The organism is Pseudomonas sp. Marseille-QA0892 (assembly GCF_054950135.1).
Window position 1 is genome coordinate 3,347,436 of record NZ_CM143104.1, and the last position, 14,032, is coordinate 3,361,467.

Genomic DNA, 14,032 nt, shown 5'->3' on the forward strand with positions numbered 1-14,032 from the left:
CCCGCAAAGGCCGTTGTTGCTCGGTTTGGCCTCCCACGCGAACACCGCGACGGCGCGGCATGACTATTGCTCGGGCCGAGGCAAAGCGCCCTGATCGGTTAAGCGTGATCTGGCAGGCCTTCAGATGTAATTGTTGCCCGACGCGTTGCAACCGAAGCGTTGCATGCTCGCAGCTCGCTCATTCACCTTGCGCCCGCGCTAGGCCCAAAGGACGCGGCCACGATGCCTCGAGCGTCGCACTGCCAATGCCGGACTGAGCCGCCAAGAGAAGTGGATGCACTCATCCTACGGCCGCCCTGGTGGCCAAGCGGCGCCCGGCGCGTGATAACAGATTTAACCTTCTCGAAGCCATAACGTACATTTCGTGCTGGCCTGGCTGAAGCCGCACGCGAAAGTCAGCTGCAAGCACGTCGCGGAGGTACCAAGCTCATTAACGTGTATTAACCACTTGCCTGATCGGAGCCTCAATGAACATTCGAGATGCAATGGAAGCCGACCTCGACGGCATCCGCGAGATCTATAACGAAGCCGTCGAGCACAGCACGGCGATCTGGAACGACCAGGCGGTTGACCTGGAAAATCGTCGCGCCTGGTTCGCCGACCGGCGCGAGAACGGCTTCCCGGTCCTTGTCGCCGTGGACGAATGCGACAACGTACTCGGCTACGCCTCGTATGGCCCATGGCGTCCTCACGACGGTTTCCGCCATACGGTCGAGCACTCGGTGTATGTTCGCGACGGCCAACGTGGCAGCGGCATCGGCCGCGCCATGATGGCGGCGCTCATCGAGCGCGCCCGGCAGGACGGCAAACATGTGATGGTGGGCGCCATCGAAAGCGCTAACCGAGGCTCGATCCACCTGCATCAGCAACTGGGCTTCCTGCACGTCGGCCACCTCAGGGAAGTCGGTACGAAGTTTGGTCGCTGGCTCGACCTGACCTTTATGCAATTGACGCTGACGCCTCGCAAATGAACCGACCTCGTCTTGTAAAGGCTGACGGCTACGACACTGTCAGGGGTGGGCTAGGCCGGCTCCTGCTCGACAGCGTTGCGAGTGGCGCCTCGGTTGGCTTTCTGGCGAACATTGATGCAACCGAGTGTGAGGCGTACCTCGACGAAGTGAGCAGAGGCATTCAAGCAGGCAAGCGTCTGCTCTGGGTAATCGAGGAAGCAGACGAGTTGCTCGGCAGCGTGCAGCTTGCATTGGTGACCAAACCCAACGGGCTGAATCGCGCTGAGATCCAGAAACTGCTGGTGCACCAGCGCGCGCGCAGACGGGGTTTGGCCAGCACCCTGATGGCCGAGCTGGAAGCGCACAGCCTTGGCATCGGCCGCGGGCTGCTGTATCTCGACACGCTGGCAGGCTCCGACGCCGAGGCCCTGTACGCACGCCTCGGGTATGTGCGCGTTGGGGAGATACCCGACTACGCAGCGGGCCCTGACGGGACCTATCAGCCCACTGCGCTCTATTACAAGATTCTGCGCCGGGCGCAATAACACCAGAAGTGAGATCAAGGCCCGATGTCTCCGGCACACCGTCATTCCGTCAGTAGCCCGTTAGCGACTACCTTTCGCGCCCGAGCTTCTACGAGTCCCTACGGCGTAGCTCCGGACCTCACGCTGGCTCGCGGTCCGCGCCAGCAAACAGAATGACCTACGCTACGTCGGTCTCGCCGACCCGACACCTATCGAGGAAAATTGGAATATCGGGCGGTTCGCCGCTGACCGGACGCATCGATGAAGGTGAGCGAACGATCGTTTTCCATGTTTGTGAGGTCATCCTTACGGGCATGCTCGTAGTAACGGTTGACGACGATATCGAGGTAATCCGAGTACCAGAAATGAAGTACCGGCGGCGCAGTGGTAGACCCCTCGATGTCCGAGTCGCATCGATAGTGGTAGATTTCGCCCGGCAAGCCTGAGACGAGACCCTCGGCTTTTGCGGCCTGCACGAACCCGCACTGGCGCTCGACGGTCAGGTGACCATCCGGCGCTGACGGTACGATGGTCTCGCTTGTGATACGGAAGCCCGCGCGGGGGAAATTCTTCTGCTGATCGAAGCGAATCGATGAAAGCTCGTATTCATCGTCGATGGAGAAAAACCCGTGGTAGGCCTGAAGAATCCGGCGCTGCACGGCCGGCCCCTGGATCTCCTCCTGCCCATAGCCGTCGCGGCGTGACACCTCCGCATAGTGACCCAGACGCTGCACGCGCTGGATGACCTTGTAGTTCGGATAGCTCACGTCAATGTCGAGCGACACGAAACGGTCGGTACCCGCTGCCGAATGGGGATGGGCCTCGGTGTATTGCCTGGCCTCGTCACTGAACCGTACCCACTCGGGCAACGGCCCACCGGACGCCGCGAAGGCCTTCAGGCTGAGTAGTCCGGCGCCCACGAGAACTGCGCACATCACGCCACATCGGCTCATCTATAGTCATCCTGTCAAAAAGGTCGATCGGGCTGAACGCCCGCGGCACGCCCGGCCGCTCAACGATTGTAGACATCTGAACGCCGTTGGCTATCCAAAGCTTCGAACGGACGCGATGAGTGCCCTACCCTGATCTGCTTCCCTTACGAAACAGTCAGGTGGGTCAGGCCTGGTCAACCCGAAAGGCAGTGGAGCGCCAGCCATGAACGTGACGTACCGAGGCCTGAGCCGGTTCCGTACGCGGGCGGGGTGAGCACGAATGAGCGAAGAGAAATCGCCGACCCCTGATTGAGTCCCGCACAAAAAAGCCCCGGATCGAGCCGGGGCTTTCTACATCCGAAGCGGGGTGATCAGCGACCGGCTTTCTCGATCGCTTCCTGTAGGGTCTTCAGGTCGGCGGCGCCGGGGATGACCGTGACGTTGTCCGTGGTCGCCCCGTCAATGGGCATCACGATGAAGGTGGGCGTGCCCGCCACACCGACTTCAGAACCCAGCTTCATGTGTTTCTGCAGCTGAGCATCGAGTGTATCGGCGTCCTTCTTGACATCATCCAGCGTGACGCCTGCCGAACGTGTAGCACCCGCGATGTCCTCGCCGGTCAGCTTGCCCTCGTTCTTGCCAGTTGCATACAAGGCATTATGGTACTTGAGGTAGGCATCGGCGCCCTTGTCCGCGTACACCTTGAGCCCGGCCTCAGCAGCAAGGGTAGAGGCGGGCCAGCGCGAACCGAAGATCGGGAACTCCTTGAACACGAAACGAACCTTGGGGTTCTTTTCCATGAGCTGCTCAACAGCACCCGCCATCTTGTAGCAGTAGATGCACTGGTAATCGAAGAACTGTACGACCGCGACTTTCGCGTCCTTCGGTCCCACGGCCGGCGTCGCCGGGTCGGAGGTAAGCTCGGTTCCCGAGGCGATGGCACCGGTCTGCATCTGCTGGGCTTCCTGCTGCTGTTGCTTTTGCTGCAGCGCCTGGCTGGCCTGAACGAGCACCTCGGGATGATCGACAAGGTACTGGGCAGCGATCTTGCCGATTGCCTCCTGTTGCGCGGGGGTGAAATTGGCTTCTGCGGCATGGACGGCGCTGCCCGACCAAAGCATCGTGGCCGCCATGATTACGCTCAGCGTTTGACGATTGAATACAAACATCGTATTTCCTTGAAAAGGAGACATGAGAGCGCCACAGGCGCCCCGCCATACTAGGCCTTGACGAAATTGACGTCGAGCGGAGCACTTGCGGTGGCTGCCCGATCCTTCATCTTCTGCTTGCCGTTCCGCCTGCGTTCAGCAACGCACGGCTGCCCCCCCCTATCTGGAGAACCACATGACCACGCTGTATGACATTCCGCTGACCACGATCGACGGCGAATCCACCTCGCTGGCTGCCTACAAGGGCAAGGCGCTGCTGCTCGTGAACGTCGCCTCGAAGTGCGGGCTCACGAAACAGTACGAAGGCCTCGAGGCGCTTTATCGCCAGCGCAAGGGCGATGGCCTGGAAATCCTTGGCTTCCCGGCGAATGACTTCAAGGCGCAAGAGCCCGGGAGCGAAGCCGAGATCAAGCAGTTCTGCAGCACCGAATACGACGTAAGCTTCCCGCTTTTCTCCAAGGTGACTGTCGTCGGCGAAGCCAAGCATCCACTGTATGCGGCGCTTACTCAGGCCAAGCCGGATGCAACCGGGGAAGGCCCCATGCGCGCTCGGCTGAAGGAATACGGCATCGAGGCAAATCCGATTCCCGAGATCCAGTGGAATTTCGAGAAATTTGTGATTGGGCGCGATGGAAAGGTCGTCGAGCGTTTCGCGCCGGACGTCACCGCAGATGACCCGCGCCTGCTGGCGGCCATCGACAAGGCATTGGCCGCCAAGGCGTGATCACTATCTGAGTTGACTGTCCTTGCTGCCGCGCCGGTTGTAACCCGCGCTGGCGGCGTGGGCCTTGTCGTATTCGGTCTGGCACCGGATACATAGCCGTACACCCGGCACGGCCTTGCGCCGCGCTTCGGGGATCGCACAGTCGCATTCCTCACATCGCAACAGGCTTTCGCCTCTGCCCATCTGGCTGCGAGCGCGTTTGACCGCGTCCTCGACCGTGCTGTCGATCTGATCCTGTACGGCGCCATCATGCGCCCAACCGGTAGCCATGTTCGCCTCCTCCTCATTGGGGCTGCGTGATGTCATGCCGGACGGCGCAATCAGGAAAGGGCGCTACTCTTTGACGTCCATGTATTCGCGCGCCCATATCCGGTACTCGTCCGGGTGGGTGTACTTCTTGGACAACTCCGAAGCGCTAAGGTCCGATGCATCCACTTCGCGCTGCTCGCGCAGGCAATCGTAGGTGGCCTTGATCGCCGCAAAATAGGCCGCATGACCGTTTACCACGATGCGTACACCCAGCTTGGCCAGGCGGGCGTTGTCGCGCAGCTTGGGATTGCCGTAGGTGACGAGCATGAGCGGGACACTCAAATGTCGGGCAATGGCTTCGAGGTGTTCGAAGTCCTCGACTCCGACCATGCAAATACCATCTGCGCCGGCCGCCTGATAGGCACGCGTGCGCTGGATGACTTCATCCACGCTCAGGACGCCGGCGTTCGTCCGGGCAATGATGGACAAGTCCGTGTCAGTACGCGCCTCGATCGCTGCGCGGATCTTTCCGACCGCCTCTTCGACGGGTATCAGATCAGTGGACTTGTGGCCGAACTGGGCCGGAAGCAGCGTATCTTCGATGGTCAATGCAGCAATACCGGCGCGCTCCAACTCGACGACGGTCCGCATAACGTTGAGTGCATTGCCGTAGCCGTGGTCCGCATCGGCGATGACAGGCAGGCGCGATACACGACCGATGCGCACCGCCTGCTCGACGAATTCGCTTAACGTAATGAGCGCGAAATCCGGTGCGGCAAGCACCTGGAGCGAGGCGACGGAACCACCAAGGATGCCGACCTCGAACCCCAGGTCAGCGGCAATACGGGCAGACATCGGGTCGAACACCGACGCGGTGTGATAGCAGGATTCGGAAGTGAGCAGCGTCCTGAACGCGACGCGAAGCTCATGATGGGAAGCTCTGTGCATGGCAATTTATCCACTACGACTACATGTTTTTCTCTTCAGGTGCGACATTCTAGGCAATTCTCGTACCGACGCGGCAGTGTGAACCGGCCTGTTACCGACGAGCTTCCCAACGTAAGCCGCGGTCAAACATGGCGAAGAGTGGCCAGTTCATTTATTGTCCGCGGCGGAAAAGCGCCAAATTCAAGCGTCGTACACCTGCCGTTCAGGTTGGCATGGCAGTGTGGCAACCCGCGCTGTGCCTATCGGCGATAGGCAGCGTCAACAGTTCGGATCGAACCTTCGGCTCATTCGAGGGGTCAGCCACGAAACAACCGGTAACGGCGACAGGAGGCTTTGAAGTTGATGAGAGCGGTACGCTCCGAGATACTCCGGGCGGCAAAATCCAGCCCCCGTTGCGAGGGCCGCCCTTTCGAACGAGGCGTCCCTTCCATGTCACTTGCGAACGCTTCAGCAGTCCAGTTCGAGGTTTCTCTTTGATGATCAAACGCAGCGACGCAGTCTGGACACTGATCGGCCTTCTCGCGGTCGTGCTGTCCTGCTACCTGCTTTACAAGGAAGTGCGGAACATTTCGCTGGACGACCTCAAGGAAAGCCTGCAGGCGATCCCGTTTCACGGTTGGCTGATGTCTGCCCTCGCCACGCTCGGCGCCTATTGCGCCCTTGCCTGGTATGACCGCATCGCAATTGCGCACCTGGGCAAACGCATCTCGTGGTGGTTCATCACCCTCTGCTCGTTCACGACCTACGCGCTGGCCCATAATATCGGCGCGTCCGTCTTCTCTGGTGCCCTGGTGCGCTATCGGGCGTACCGAACCAAGGGGGTCTCTCCCCAGGAAATCGGCATTCTCATTGTCTTCTGCTCCTTCACATTCGCCTTGGGCACGGTGCTCGCAGCAGGCTGCGTTCTGGTGGCACAGCCGTCGCTGATCCAGCGTGTCGGGGCCGACCTCGGCCCGTGGGTATCGATTTGCATCGGGCTGTTTCTGCTGGGCATGGTCGGGCTTTATGTGCTGGGCTCCTGGCTGCAGTTCAAGCCATGGAACTGGGGCAAGTTCCGCCTTGAGTATCCCCGCCTGAAGATCGTGCGTCGCCAGCTACTGGCCGGCCCGCTCGAACTCGCGTGCGCGGCTGCGATTATCTATTTCGCACTGCCTGCACAGGACAACCCGGGCTACCTCGTCATCCTGGGGGTTTTCCTCGCTTCGTTCTCACTGGCTCTGCTGTCTCACGCGCCGGGCGGGCTGGGTGTGTTGGAAGTGACCTTCATCGCTGCGCTGCCTGAGCTAAAGACGGCCGATGTTCTCGCAGCGCTCATTGTGTTCCGGGGCTTTTACCTCCTGCTGCCGTTCGCACTGTCGCTGTTCGTGGTCCTCGGTTTCGAGTATGGCCAGTGGCGCAGTCGCCGCCAGATCCAGCAGAACATCCCGAGCGACTGACAAAAAGGGGCTTCGAAGCCCCTTTTTTTCGACCTGCCCTCTCTCCGAATGGCAGCGTGTACGGCTCGCGATTCCCGGTCCGAGCGCCTACAATGCGCGCCCTTTTTTAACCGGACCGCAGCAGATGATTCAGACTCCGGCCCGCGCCTGCGGCATTGATTTCGGCACTTCAAACTCGACTGTCGGCTGGCTTAGGCCCGGTCGCGACGCGCTCATCGCATTGGAGCAGGACAAGCCTACCCTCCCCTCGGTCGTCTTCTTCAATACCGAAGAGCGACGTCCTGCCTTCGGGCGCATGGCCCTGGATGAATACCTCGAAGGCTACGAGGGACGCCTGATGCGTTCTCTGAAAAGCCTGCTGGGCTCCAAGCTGCTCAAGAGCGAGACGACAGTGCTGGGCAGCGCAGTACCCTTCAAGCAGATCCTCGGCCTGTTTCTCGGTGAACTGAAAAAACGCGCCGAGGCCGACGCTGGCAAAGCGTTCGACGAAGTGGTCCTTGGCCGCCCCGTCTTCTTCGTCGACGACGACCCGGCAGCAGATCAGGAAGCCGAAGACACGCTGGTTGGCGTTGCTCGCACGCTAGGCTTCAAGGAAGTGTCGTTCCAGTATGAGCCCATCGCCGCGGCGTTCGACTATGAGTCGAACATCAGCCGCGAAGAACTCGTTCTGATCGTTGATATCGGCGGGGGTACCTCGGACTTCTCGCTCGTGCGGCTATCGCCGGAGCGCCGCGCCCTGGCGGACCGTACAGCGGATATCCTCGCTACCGGTGGCGTGCACATCGGCGGGACCGACTTCGACAAGCAACTCAGTCTGCAAGGGGTCATGCCGCTGTTCGGCTACGGCAGCCGCATGAAGAGCGATGCGCTGATGCCGACCAGCACGCACCTGAACCTTGCAACCTGGCACACCATCAATGCGGTGTACGCCCCCGCGTCCATTCGTGCGCTGAACAGCATGCGTTACGACATCGTCGACCCGACAGGCATCGACCGCCTGCTCAAGCTGATCGAACAGCGCGCGGGCCATTGGCTGGCCATTCAAATCGAAGACACCAAGATTGCCCTGACCGACATCGAAGCCCGCGCACTGGACCTGTCCCGGGTCGAGGAAGGCCTTACCGCGGACCTGACACGTGTCCTGTTCGAAGAGGCCATCGGCTCCCTGCTCGAGCGTGTTGGCCAGAGCATCCATCAATTGCTCGGTGATGCCGGAATCGGCGCGCCGGACGTCGACACGGTGTTTTTTACGGGCGGCTCCAGCGGCATTCCGGCGCTTCGCCAGGCGGTCTCCCGGCAATTGCCGAACGCGCACTCGGTGGAAGGGAACACGTTCGGCAGCATCGGCAGTGGCCTCGCCATCGAGGCCTGGAAGCGTTACGGCTGAGCCGGAACGAGGGTCATATCGACAGGTTCACCCGGGTTGTGATGGCGAATGCGCCAGCGCGACGCAGTGAGTTCCAACGTCTCGATCTGGTAGGGCTGGCCATCTTCGATCATGGTCAGCCCACCGTTCCCATTGGCGGTCCACGTACCGAGGGCCGGCCTGTTTGCCCTCGAGGCGATCACCAGCGTGCCTTCGGAAAGCAGCGTATACAGCGTGCCCGTTTGGACGGTGCTCGACTCGCTCACTCGCCAGACACGATCTACATAGCTGGTCGGCTTGTCATCACCGCACCCACTCAGCGTTGCCCCTGCCAGCAGCAGGATCATAAGACGCGCGCCAGCAGTGCGCGCGGATCCGGCCCCGCGAACAGCCTGCGAATCCTTGTAACCATGATGGCTCATTGGGCCTCCTCAGCGTTCCAGGTAAGTCGGACGAAACGCATAGACAAAGCTACAGGCCACGCGTTCCGGGCCTCGCGTCGGTTACGAACGGCGCTACCGTTTGGCGGCTTCAGCGAACAGTGCCGAAAAAGGGCCTCTCCAAATAGATGTAACTACTGGAGTGACTGCCATGCGCCACTATGAAATTCACTACACCATGATGGGCGAATCTCATACGGATGTGATCACCAGTCTTGACGTTCCCGTGGTGGACATCGTCGTCGACCTGGCCCGCAAGAACAACATTGCGGTCAATGACGACGATGTTCTGCTGGACCCGCATGTGGGAGCGGCGCTCACGATCAGTGACGTGACCATCGAGGATCTGGACAGAGCCGACTGAGCCGAGGCTTTGTTTCAAGCAGCAATCGAACCCTGAGGGCGGCGCTGCGCTCCATATGAGAGCAAACCTCATAAGGAAGCTGTCCCATGTACAAGTCGATTATTGCCTCAGCTCTGACCCTGGCCGCGCTGTCCGGCTGCGCCTACAACGTCGAAAACCCTGTCGATTACGTGACGTATCGCAATCAGCCACTTGTAGATCAGGTCAAGGAAGGCATGACCAAGCAGCGCGCCACAGAACTCGGCGGCCCCGCTTCATCCGAGCACACGCTTTCCGGAAACCGTGGCACCTGCAATGACTACGTGCTGAACCACGAAGGCAAGGAACAGCCCTACTACGTCGCGTTCGATGTGAATGATCGCGTCATGTCCAAGGGCTTCATGACCTGCGCGGAGCACGAGCAGAACGTTCGCGAGAAGCGCAAGACCTAAGCGTTTCCCCTGAACATGAAAATGGGCCGAAAAGGCCCTTTTTCATGTTCGGAGTGTCCGGATCAGAAGAACACCGTAATAGCGGCCATGATGGCGAGCCCTGCAATAATCAGGCTCACCCCATGGTTACCCAGCCAGCGCGGCATCTGCCCTTACCTAGGCAGCGCGTAACGCGTCGACCAGCTCCTGCTTACGCATCTTCGAACGGCCGGAGATGCCTTTCTTCGCTGCGCGCTCCTTGAGTTCAGTCACCGTCAACGATTCAAGCGAGTTTCCGCCTGAACGCTTTGGGCTGCCGCCACTGGATCGAGCCGAGCCCTTGTTCGGTGAATGCCCTTCCTTGGTCGCTACCGCGCGTTGCGCCGAGTCCTTGCGGTCACGCTGCTTCTGGCCGCCGCTCTTTTGCTGACCGGAGCCGCCCTTGCGCTCGCCACCTCCGGACTGCTTGTTAACCGTCGCCCACGCTCGCGCTTCAGCCTCACCTGAGGACACGCCACGCTGCTCGTAGCTCTCCTCAATGTGCTCGGCCTTACGCTGCTGTTTTTCGGTGTATTTGCTCTTGTCGCCACGAGGCATGGGAAACCTCCAAATCTGTTGGGATTACCTTCTTATGAGCGTGACGCTTGCCGGCATGTTCGTCTGGGCCGACAGGCGTCTGCGCGCCATCGATAAAACTTTTGCACAAGGGTCACCCTCCAAACTCTGCATCGATGTAGCGGCCATCTCAAGAGCTGCGCCTTTTTCCCGATCCCGGAGAACCGTGATGAGTTATGTACAACTGAGCGACAAGAACACCTTGAGAGAACGCGCGCGCCAGCATGTCGAAAACGGCGCGGTAACCGAGACCTACACCGCCGATCTCGATACGGTATTGCGCTTGCTGAACGAAGCGCTGGCGACTGAGCTGGTCTGCTGGTTGCGGTACAAGCGCCACTACTTCATGGCGTCCGGGGTGAAAGCCAGCGTGGTCGCAGATGAATTCCAGGAACACGCCGACCAGGAGCAGGAACACGCCGATCGCCTGGCGGAGCGTATCGTTCAGCTGGGTGGAGAACCGAACTTCAATCCGGAAGGCCTGACAGAGCGAGCGCACGCCCAATACGTGGAAGGCGCGACGCTGCGTGAAATGGTCATGGAAAACCTGATCGCCGAGCGAATCGCAATCGATAGCTATCGCGAGATCGTGCAATACATCGGCGACAAGGACCCCACCACTCGCCGAATCTTCGAGGACATCCTGGCGCAGGAAGAAGAGCACGCCGACGACATGGCGGGGTTGCTGGACGGTCTCAATTAAGCGACGCCAAAACCGGCAGGCATCCTCGGAGTCGCGCCGGTTCGCTTTCTAGCGTGAGTTCCTCAGCTCGCACGCCGCTCAGCCCTTGAGCGGATCATGCCCCCAGTTCATCAGCGACTTGCGCCACCGCGTGTCCTCGACGTCGCCGTCGGGCCGCTGCTTCATATGACGGTGCACATAGCCGATGACCTTCTTCATGGCCTTGTAGTCATCGTCCTGCAGTTCCGCCTGACGCTTTCCCTTGATTTCGAGAATGCGCTCGCCCATCTGGTGGCCAACCGCCTTGCCGTCCTTTTCGGACTCGACCTTCTGGCCCTGCTTGGTCATGCCGACCGTCTTGCTGGGCGATCCGCGTAACCACTTCCGTAGCTGTGCGGGCGCCATGTTCACCACAGACTTGAACTCGTCACGGATCTGCTTTTTGTCAGTGTCTTTCAGGTCGCTCATCGCTCACCTGCCTTTTTCAATGCAGTCACCAGTTCGTCCTTGCGCATCCGGGAGCGCCCACGGATATCGCGCTGTTGGGCGCGCTGCATGAGTTCGGTTCGGGTCATCGCATCCAGCGGGGGCTTGCGGGCGCTGGCGGTCTTGCGCGCCACATCGTCAGGCTGGCGTGAATGCTGCCGACCGCGACGGGTGTCCTTGCGCTTTTTCTGGCTGGTTCGTTCGTATTCCTCCTGGGTAAGCCCTTCCCGTGCCTTCTTCGGCAGGTAGCGCTCGCCCGTGTCTTCCGACTTCTTCCCGGATTTCGTGTCCCACTCCTGCTCGGTCCATTGCTTCAGGTGGTTGTCCTTGGACTGGCCGCCTTCATACTCACCGCCCTGCTTCTGGTATTCATGGGATGCCAACTGCGCCTTGCGTGCAGACCATTGGCCAGGCTTGCCGCCCTTGTCGCCTTCGGTGATTTCGCGCTTTACCTTCTCCCAGAGCTTGGGATCGGTTTTCTTCGCCGTGCTGCTCATGGTGACCTCCGGTAGTCGCCTCTCATAAAAGGTGACTGATGCTTCGGTGACGACGCTCATTTGTCAGGACGAATGGAGGCGACCGGATGCGGAAACGAAGAAGGCAGCCTTGCGGCTGCCTTCTTCGGAGCGGGTTATCGCTTAGTGGGACACGGCCCCACTGGCGCCCAGACCCGTTTGCGAACGAACGAACTGCGGGATGAACCGTGCACGTTCTTCGCCAGCCGATGCCGACTGATCGAGTTTGGAGAACACGGCGATACCGATGAACGCTACCAGCATCGAGAACAGCGCTGGGTATTCGTACGGGAAGATCGCCTTCTCATGACCCAGCACCGATACCCAGATGGTTGGGCCCAGGATCATGAGCACCACCGCTGTAATCAGCCCCAGCCAACCGCCAACCATCGCGCCGCGGGTCGTGAGGTTCTTCCAATACATGCTGAGGATCAGCACAGGGAAGTTACAGCTGGCAGCAACCGAGAACGCCAGAGCGACCATGAAGGCCACGTTCTGCTTCTCGAACGCGATACCCAGCACGATGGCCAGCGCGCCCAGGAACAGCACGGTGATCTTCGATACACGCAGCTCGTCCTTTTCGTTCGCCTTGCCCTTCTTGATCACGCTGGCGTAAAGGTCATGCGACACTGCCGAGGCGCCCGCGAGGGTCAGGCCTGCAACCACTGCCAGGATGGTGGCGAACGCCACTGCCGAGATGAAGCCCAGGAACAGACTGCCGCCCACGGCGTCGGCCAGGTGGACCGCGGCCATGTTGGTGCCACCGATGAGTGCACCTGTCGCGTCCTTGAATACCGGATTCGTGCTGACCAAAAGGATCGCGCCGAAACCGATGATGAAGGTCAGGATGTAGAAGTAACCGATGAAGCCAGTGGCGTAAAACACACTCTTGCGGGCTTCCTTGGCGTCGGAGACGGTGAAGAAGCGCATGAGAATGTGTGGCAGGCCGGCGGTACCGAACATCAGCGCCAGGCCCAGCGAGATGGCAGACAGCGGATCCTTCACCAGGCCACCCGGGCTCATGATCGCCTCGCCCTTGGCGTGCACGGCGATCGCCTCGCTGAACAAGCGGCTGACATCGAAGTTGACGTACTTGAGCACCATGACCGCCATGAACGAAGCGCCCGAGAGCAGCAGCACTGCCTTGATGATCTGCACCCAGGTAGTCGCCAGCATGCCGCCAAAGAGCACGTACATCACCATGAGCACGCCGACCAGCACGACGGCCACGTGGTAGTTCAGGCCGAACAGCAGCTGGATCAGCTTGCCGGCACCTACCATCTGCGCGATGAGGTAGAACGACACCACTACCAGCGAGCCGCAGGCGGAGAGTGTACGGATCTCTTTCTGCTTCAGGCGGTACGAGGCCACGTCGGCGAACGTGTATTTGCCGAGGTTGCGCAGACGCTCCGCAATGAGGAAGAGAATGATGGGCCAGCCAACAAGGAAGCCGATCGAATAGATCAGACCGTCGTAGCCCGACGTGAACACAAGCGCCGAAATCCCGAGGAAGGACGCTGCTGACATGTAGTCACCGGCAATGGCCAGGCCATTCTGGAAACCGGTGATGCGACCGCCTGCCGAATAGTAGTCGGCCGTGGACTTGCTGCGCTTGGACGCCCAGTAGGTGATGCACAGCGTGGCGCCTACGAAGGCCACGAACATGGTGATCGCCGAGACGTTCACCGGCTGACGCTCGACGTTGCCGGTCAGTGCATCGGCCCATACCGCCGAGGAACCTACAAGCGACGCGAATAACGCAAGGAGTCGCGCTTTCATTTCTGCACCTCATCGAGGATCGCGCGGTTGAGTTCGTCGAACTCGCCGTTTGCGCGACGTACGTAGATACCGGTCAACACGAAGGCAGCCAGGATGAGCCCGATTCCCATGGGGATACCCCAAGTGATCGGTGAGTCCGGACTGATCCGCGCCCCGAGCATTTGCGGCACGAAGGCGATGAGGAAGATGAAGATCAAATAGAGCCCGAGCATCAGGGCGGACAGGATCCAGGCGAAACGCTCTCGCTTGGCAACCAGTTCCTGAAAGCGCGGGTTTTCTTGGATCTGTGAATAGACGTCTTTCATTGTTGTTGTCCTCTATTTACAGCGTTTCGGGTTTCACTCTATCCCGTCCAATGCACGCGCCTAGACGACTTTAGTCTGAGATCGAAGCCCGCTGCCCGCCGAAGCGAGACACGCGCGGTAACGCGGTACATTGCCGCG

General features: G+C 60.2%; 18 protein-coding genes. 8 read left to right on the top strand and 10 right to left on the bottom strand.

Annotated elements, in window-relative coordinates; genetic code table 11:
* Positions 1 to 467 precede the first annotated feature (467 nt).
* Complete coding sequence (locus ACY8D3_RS15560) at positions 468 to 971, top strand: N-acetyltransferase family protein (RefSeq protein WP_462379704.1); 504 nt, start codon at positions 468 to 470, stop codon at positions 969 to 971.
* Positions 968 to 1,495, top strand: a complete 528-nt coding sequence (locus tag ACY8D3_RS15565) for a GNAT family N-acetyltransferase (protein WP_462379705.1) — start codon at positions 968 to 970, stop codon at positions 1,493 to 1,495. Before ACY8D3_RS15560 ends, ACY8D3_RS15565 begins: the two co-directional genes overlap by 4 nt.
* Before the next feature lie 188 nt (positions 1,496 to 1,683).
* Here the strand turns inward: ACY8D3_RS15565 and ACY8D3_RS15570 are convergent, their stop codons facing one another.
* Both ACY8D3_RS15570 and ACY8D3_RS15575 read right to left on the bottom strand, forming a co-directional pair.
* Complete coding sequence (locus ACY8D3_RS15570) at positions 1,684 to 2,427, bottom strand: hypothetical protein (RefSeq protein ID WP_462379706.1); 744 nt, start codon at positions 2,425 to 2,427, stop codon at positions 1,684 to 1,686.
* A gap of 350 nt (positions 2,428 to 2,777) precedes the next feature.
* Positions 2,778 to 3,575, bottom strand: a complete 798-nt coding sequence (locus tag ACY8D3_RS15575; protein ID WP_462379707.1) for a DsbA family protein — start codon at positions 3,573 to 3,575, stop codon at positions 2,778 to 2,780.
* A 175-nt stretch (positions 3,576 to 3,750) separates the two neighbouring features.
* Between ACY8D3_RS15575 and ACY8D3_RS15580 the strand changes: the two genes are divergently transcribed.
* Entirely contained in the window at positions 3,751 to 4,299 is a 549-nt protein-coding gene (locus ACY8D3_RS15580) for a glutathione peroxidase (protein WP_462379708.1), read from the top strand.
* Positions 4,300 to 4,302: 3 nt separating this feature from the next.
* Here ACY8D3_RS15580 and ACY8D3_RS15585 read toward each other — a convergent pair whose 3' ends face one another.
* Both ACY8D3_RS15585 and ACY8D3_RS15590 read right to left on the bottom strand, forming a co-directional pair.
* Complete coding sequence (locus ACY8D3_RS15585; protein ID WP_462379709.1) at positions 4,303 to 4,569, bottom strand: DksA/TraR family C4-type zinc finger protein; 267 nt, start codon at positions 4,567 to 4,569, stop codon at positions 4,303 to 4,305.
* Positions 4,570 to 4,632: 63 nt separating this feature from the next.
* Positions 4,633 to 5,496, bottom strand: coding sequence for an isocitrate lyase/PEP mutase family protein (locus tag ACY8D3_RS15590; RefSeq protein ID WP_462379711.1), 864 nt, complete (start codon positions 5,494 to 5,496; stop codon positions 4,633 to 4,635).
* Between the two features lie 476 nt (positions 5,497 to 5,972).
* Between ACY8D3_RS15590 and ACY8D3_RS15595 the strand changes: the two genes are divergently transcribed.
* Together ACY8D3_RS15595 and ACY8D3_RS15600 are read left to right on the top strand one after the other, a co-directional pair.
* The gene (locus tag ACY8D3_RS15595) at positions 5,973 to 6,932 is read left to right on the top strand and encodes a lysylphosphatidylglycerol synthase transmembrane domain-containing protein (RefSeq protein WP_462379712.1); all 960 of its coding nucleotides are present in this window, start codon (positions 5,973 to 5,975) and stop codon (positions 6,930 to 6,932) included.
* 124 nt (positions 6,933 to 7,056) lie between these two features.
* A complete protein-coding gene (locus ACY8D3_RS15600; protein WP_462379713.1) occupies positions 7,057 to 8,319 on the top strand; it encodes an Hsp70 family protein in 1,263 nt (420 codons plus the stop codon).
* Here ACY8D3_RS15600 and ACY8D3_RS15605 read toward each other — a convergent pair.
* Positions 8,310 to 8,720, bottom strand: a complete 411-nt coding sequence (locus ACY8D3_RS15605; RefSeq protein ID WP_462379714.1) for a hypothetical protein — start codon at positions 8,718 to 8,720, stop codon at positions 8,310 to 8,312. The two genes, ACY8D3_RS15600 and ACY8D3_RS15605, sit on opposite strands and share 10 nt — an antisense overlap.
* A gap of 169 nt (positions 8,721 to 8,889) precedes the next feature.
* On the opposite strand from ACY8D3_RS15605, the gene ACY8D3_RS15610 reads away from it, so the two are divergent.
* Positions 8,890 to 9,102 carry a hypothetical protein gene (locus ACY8D3_RS15610; RefSeq protein ID WP_462379715.1) on the top strand — a complete coding sequence of 71 codons (213 nt, stop codon included), beginning with the start codon at positions 8,890 to 8,892 and terminating at the stop codon, positions 9,100 to 9,102.
* Between the two features lie 86 nt (positions 9,103 to 9,188).
* Positions 9,189 to 9,533, top strand: a complete 345-nt coding sequence (gene osmE / locus ACY8D3_RS15615; protein WP_462379716.1) for an osmotically-inducible lipoprotein OsmE — start codon at positions 9,189 to 9,191, stop codon at positions 9,531 to 9,533.
* Positions 9,534 to 9,689: 156 nt separating this feature from the next.
* Here the strand turns inward: osmE and ACY8D3_RS15620 are convergent, their stop codons facing one another.
* Entirely contained in the window at positions 9,690 to 10,109 is a 420-nt protein-coding gene (locus ACY8D3_RS15620) for a Rho termination factor N-terminal domain-containing protein (protein WP_462379717.1), read from the bottom strand.
* Positions 10,110 to 10,296: 187 nt separating this feature from the next.
* On the opposite strand from ACY8D3_RS15620, the gene ACY8D3_RS15625 reads away from it, so the two are divergent.
* Entirely contained in the window at positions 10,297 to 10,830 is a 534-nt protein-coding gene (locus ACY8D3_RS15625; RefSeq protein WP_462379718.1) for a ferritin-like domain-containing protein, read from the top strand.
* 78 nt (positions 10,831 to 10,908) lie between these two features.
* On the opposite strand, the gene ACY8D3_RS15630 is transcribed toward ACY8D3_RS15625, so the two are convergent.
* The 4 genes from ACY8D3_RS15630 to ACY8D3_RS15645 form a co-directional block, all read right to left on the bottom strand.
* On the bottom strand, positions 10,909 to 11,277 hold the full coding sequence (locus tag ACY8D3_RS15630) for a DUF3140 domain-containing protein (protein WP_462379719.1): 369 nt from the start codon (positions 11,275 to 11,277) through the stop codon (positions 10,909 to 10,911).
* A complete protein-coding gene (locus ACY8D3_RS15635; protein ID WP_462379720.1) occupies positions 11,274 to 11,792 on the bottom strand; it encodes a Rho termination factor N-terminal domain-containing protein in 519 nt (172 codons plus the stop codon). Before ACY8D3_RS15635 ends, ACY8D3_RS15630 begins: the two co-directional genes overlap by 4 nt.
* Positions 11,793 to 11,933: 141 nt before the next feature.
* The gene (locus tag ACY8D3_RS15640; protein ID WP_462379721.1) at positions 11,934 to 13,589 is read right to left on the bottom strand and encodes a cation acetate symporter; all 1,656 of its coding nucleotides are present in this window, start codon (positions 13,587 to 13,589) and stop codon (positions 11,934 to 11,936) included.
* The gene (locus tag ACY8D3_RS15645; protein WP_462379722.1) at positions 13,586 to 13,894 is read right to left on the bottom strand and encodes a DUF485 domain-containing protein; all 309 of its coding nucleotides are present in this window, start codon (positions 13,892 to 13,894) and stop codon (positions 13,586 to 13,588) included. The genes ACY8D3_RS15640 and ACY8D3_RS15645 overlap by 4 nt, the downstream gene beginning before the upstream one ends.
* Between the last annotated feature and the right edge of the window lie 138 nt (positions 13,895 to 14,032).

Excerpts from the sequence above, each read along its gene's own strand:
- ACY8D3_RS15595 (WP_462379712.1), top strand. The coding sequence starts at position 5,973 with ATGATCAAACGCAGCGACGCAGTCTGGACACTGATCGGCCTTCTCGCG.
- ACY8D3_RS15640 (WP_462379721.1), bottom strand. The coding sequence starts at position 13,589 with ATGAAAGCGCGACTCCTTGCGTTATTCGCGTCGCTTGTAGGTTCCTCG.
- osmE (WP_462379716.1), top strand. The coding sequence starts at position 9,189 with ATGTACAAGTCGATTATTGCCTCAGCTCTGACCCTGGCCGCGCTGTCC.
- ACY8D3_RS15630 (WP_462379719.1), bottom strand. The coding sequence starts at position 11,277 with ATGAGCGACCTGAAAGACACTGACAAAAAGCAGATCCGTGACGAGTTC.
- ACY8D3_RS15620 (WP_462379717.1), bottom strand. The coding sequence starts at position 10,109 with ATGCCTCGTGGCGACAAGAGCAAATACACCGAAAAACAGCAGCGTAAG.
- ACY8D3_RS15625 (WP_462379718.1), top strand. The coding sequence starts at position 10,297 with ATGAGTTATGTACAACTGAGCGACAAGAACACCTTGAGAGAACGCGCG.
- ACY8D3_RS15610 (WP_462379715.1), top strand. The coding sequence starts at position 8,890 with ATGCGCCACTATGAAATTCACTACACCATGATGGGCGAATCTCATACG.
- ACY8D3_RS15570 (WP_462379706.1), bottom strand. The coding sequence starts at position 2,427 with ATGAGCCGATGTGGCGTGATGTGCGCAGTTCTCGTGGGCGCCGGACTA.
- ACY8D3_RS15590 (WP_462379711.1), bottom strand. The coding sequence starts at position 5,496 with ATGCACAGAGCTTCCCATCATGAGCTTCGCGTCGCGTTCAGGACGCTG.
- ACY8D3_RS15645 (WP_462379722.1), bottom strand. The coding sequence starts at position 13,894 with ATGAAAGACGTCTATTCACAGATCCAAGAAAACCCGCGCTTTCAGGAA.
- ACY8D3_RS15635 (WP_462379720.1), bottom strand. The coding sequence starts at position 11,792 with ATGAGCAGCACGGCGAAGAAAACCGATCCCAAGCTCTGGGAGAAGGTA.
- ACY8D3_RS15585 (WP_462379709.1), bottom strand. The coding sequence starts at position 4,569 with ATGGCTACCGGTTGGGCGCATGATGGCGCCGTACAGGATCAGATCGAC.
- ACY8D3_RS15575 (WP_462379707.1), bottom strand. The coding sequence starts at position 3,575 with ATGTTTGTATTCAATCGTCAAACGCTGAGCGTAATCATGGCGGCCACG.
- ACY8D3_RS15600 (WP_462379713.1), top strand. The coding sequence starts at position 7,057 with ATGATTCAGACTCCGGCCCGCGCCTGCGGCATTGATTTCGGCACTTCA.
- ACY8D3_RS15605 (WP_462379714.1), bottom strand. The coding sequence starts at position 8,720 with ATGAGCCATCATGGTTACAAGGATTCGCAGGCTGTTCGCGGGGCCGGA.
- ACY8D3_RS15565 (WP_462379705.1), top strand. The coding sequence starts at position 968 with ATGAACCGACCTCGTCTTGTAAAGGCTGACGGCTACGACACTGTCAGG.
- ACY8D3_RS15580 (WP_462379708.1), top strand. The coding sequence starts at position 3,751 with ATGACCACGCTGTATGACATTCCGCTGACCACGATCGACGGCGAATCC.
- ACY8D3_RS15560 (WP_462379704.1), top strand. The coding sequence starts at position 468 with ATGAACATTCGAGATGCAATGGAAGCCGACCTCGACGGCATCCGCGAG.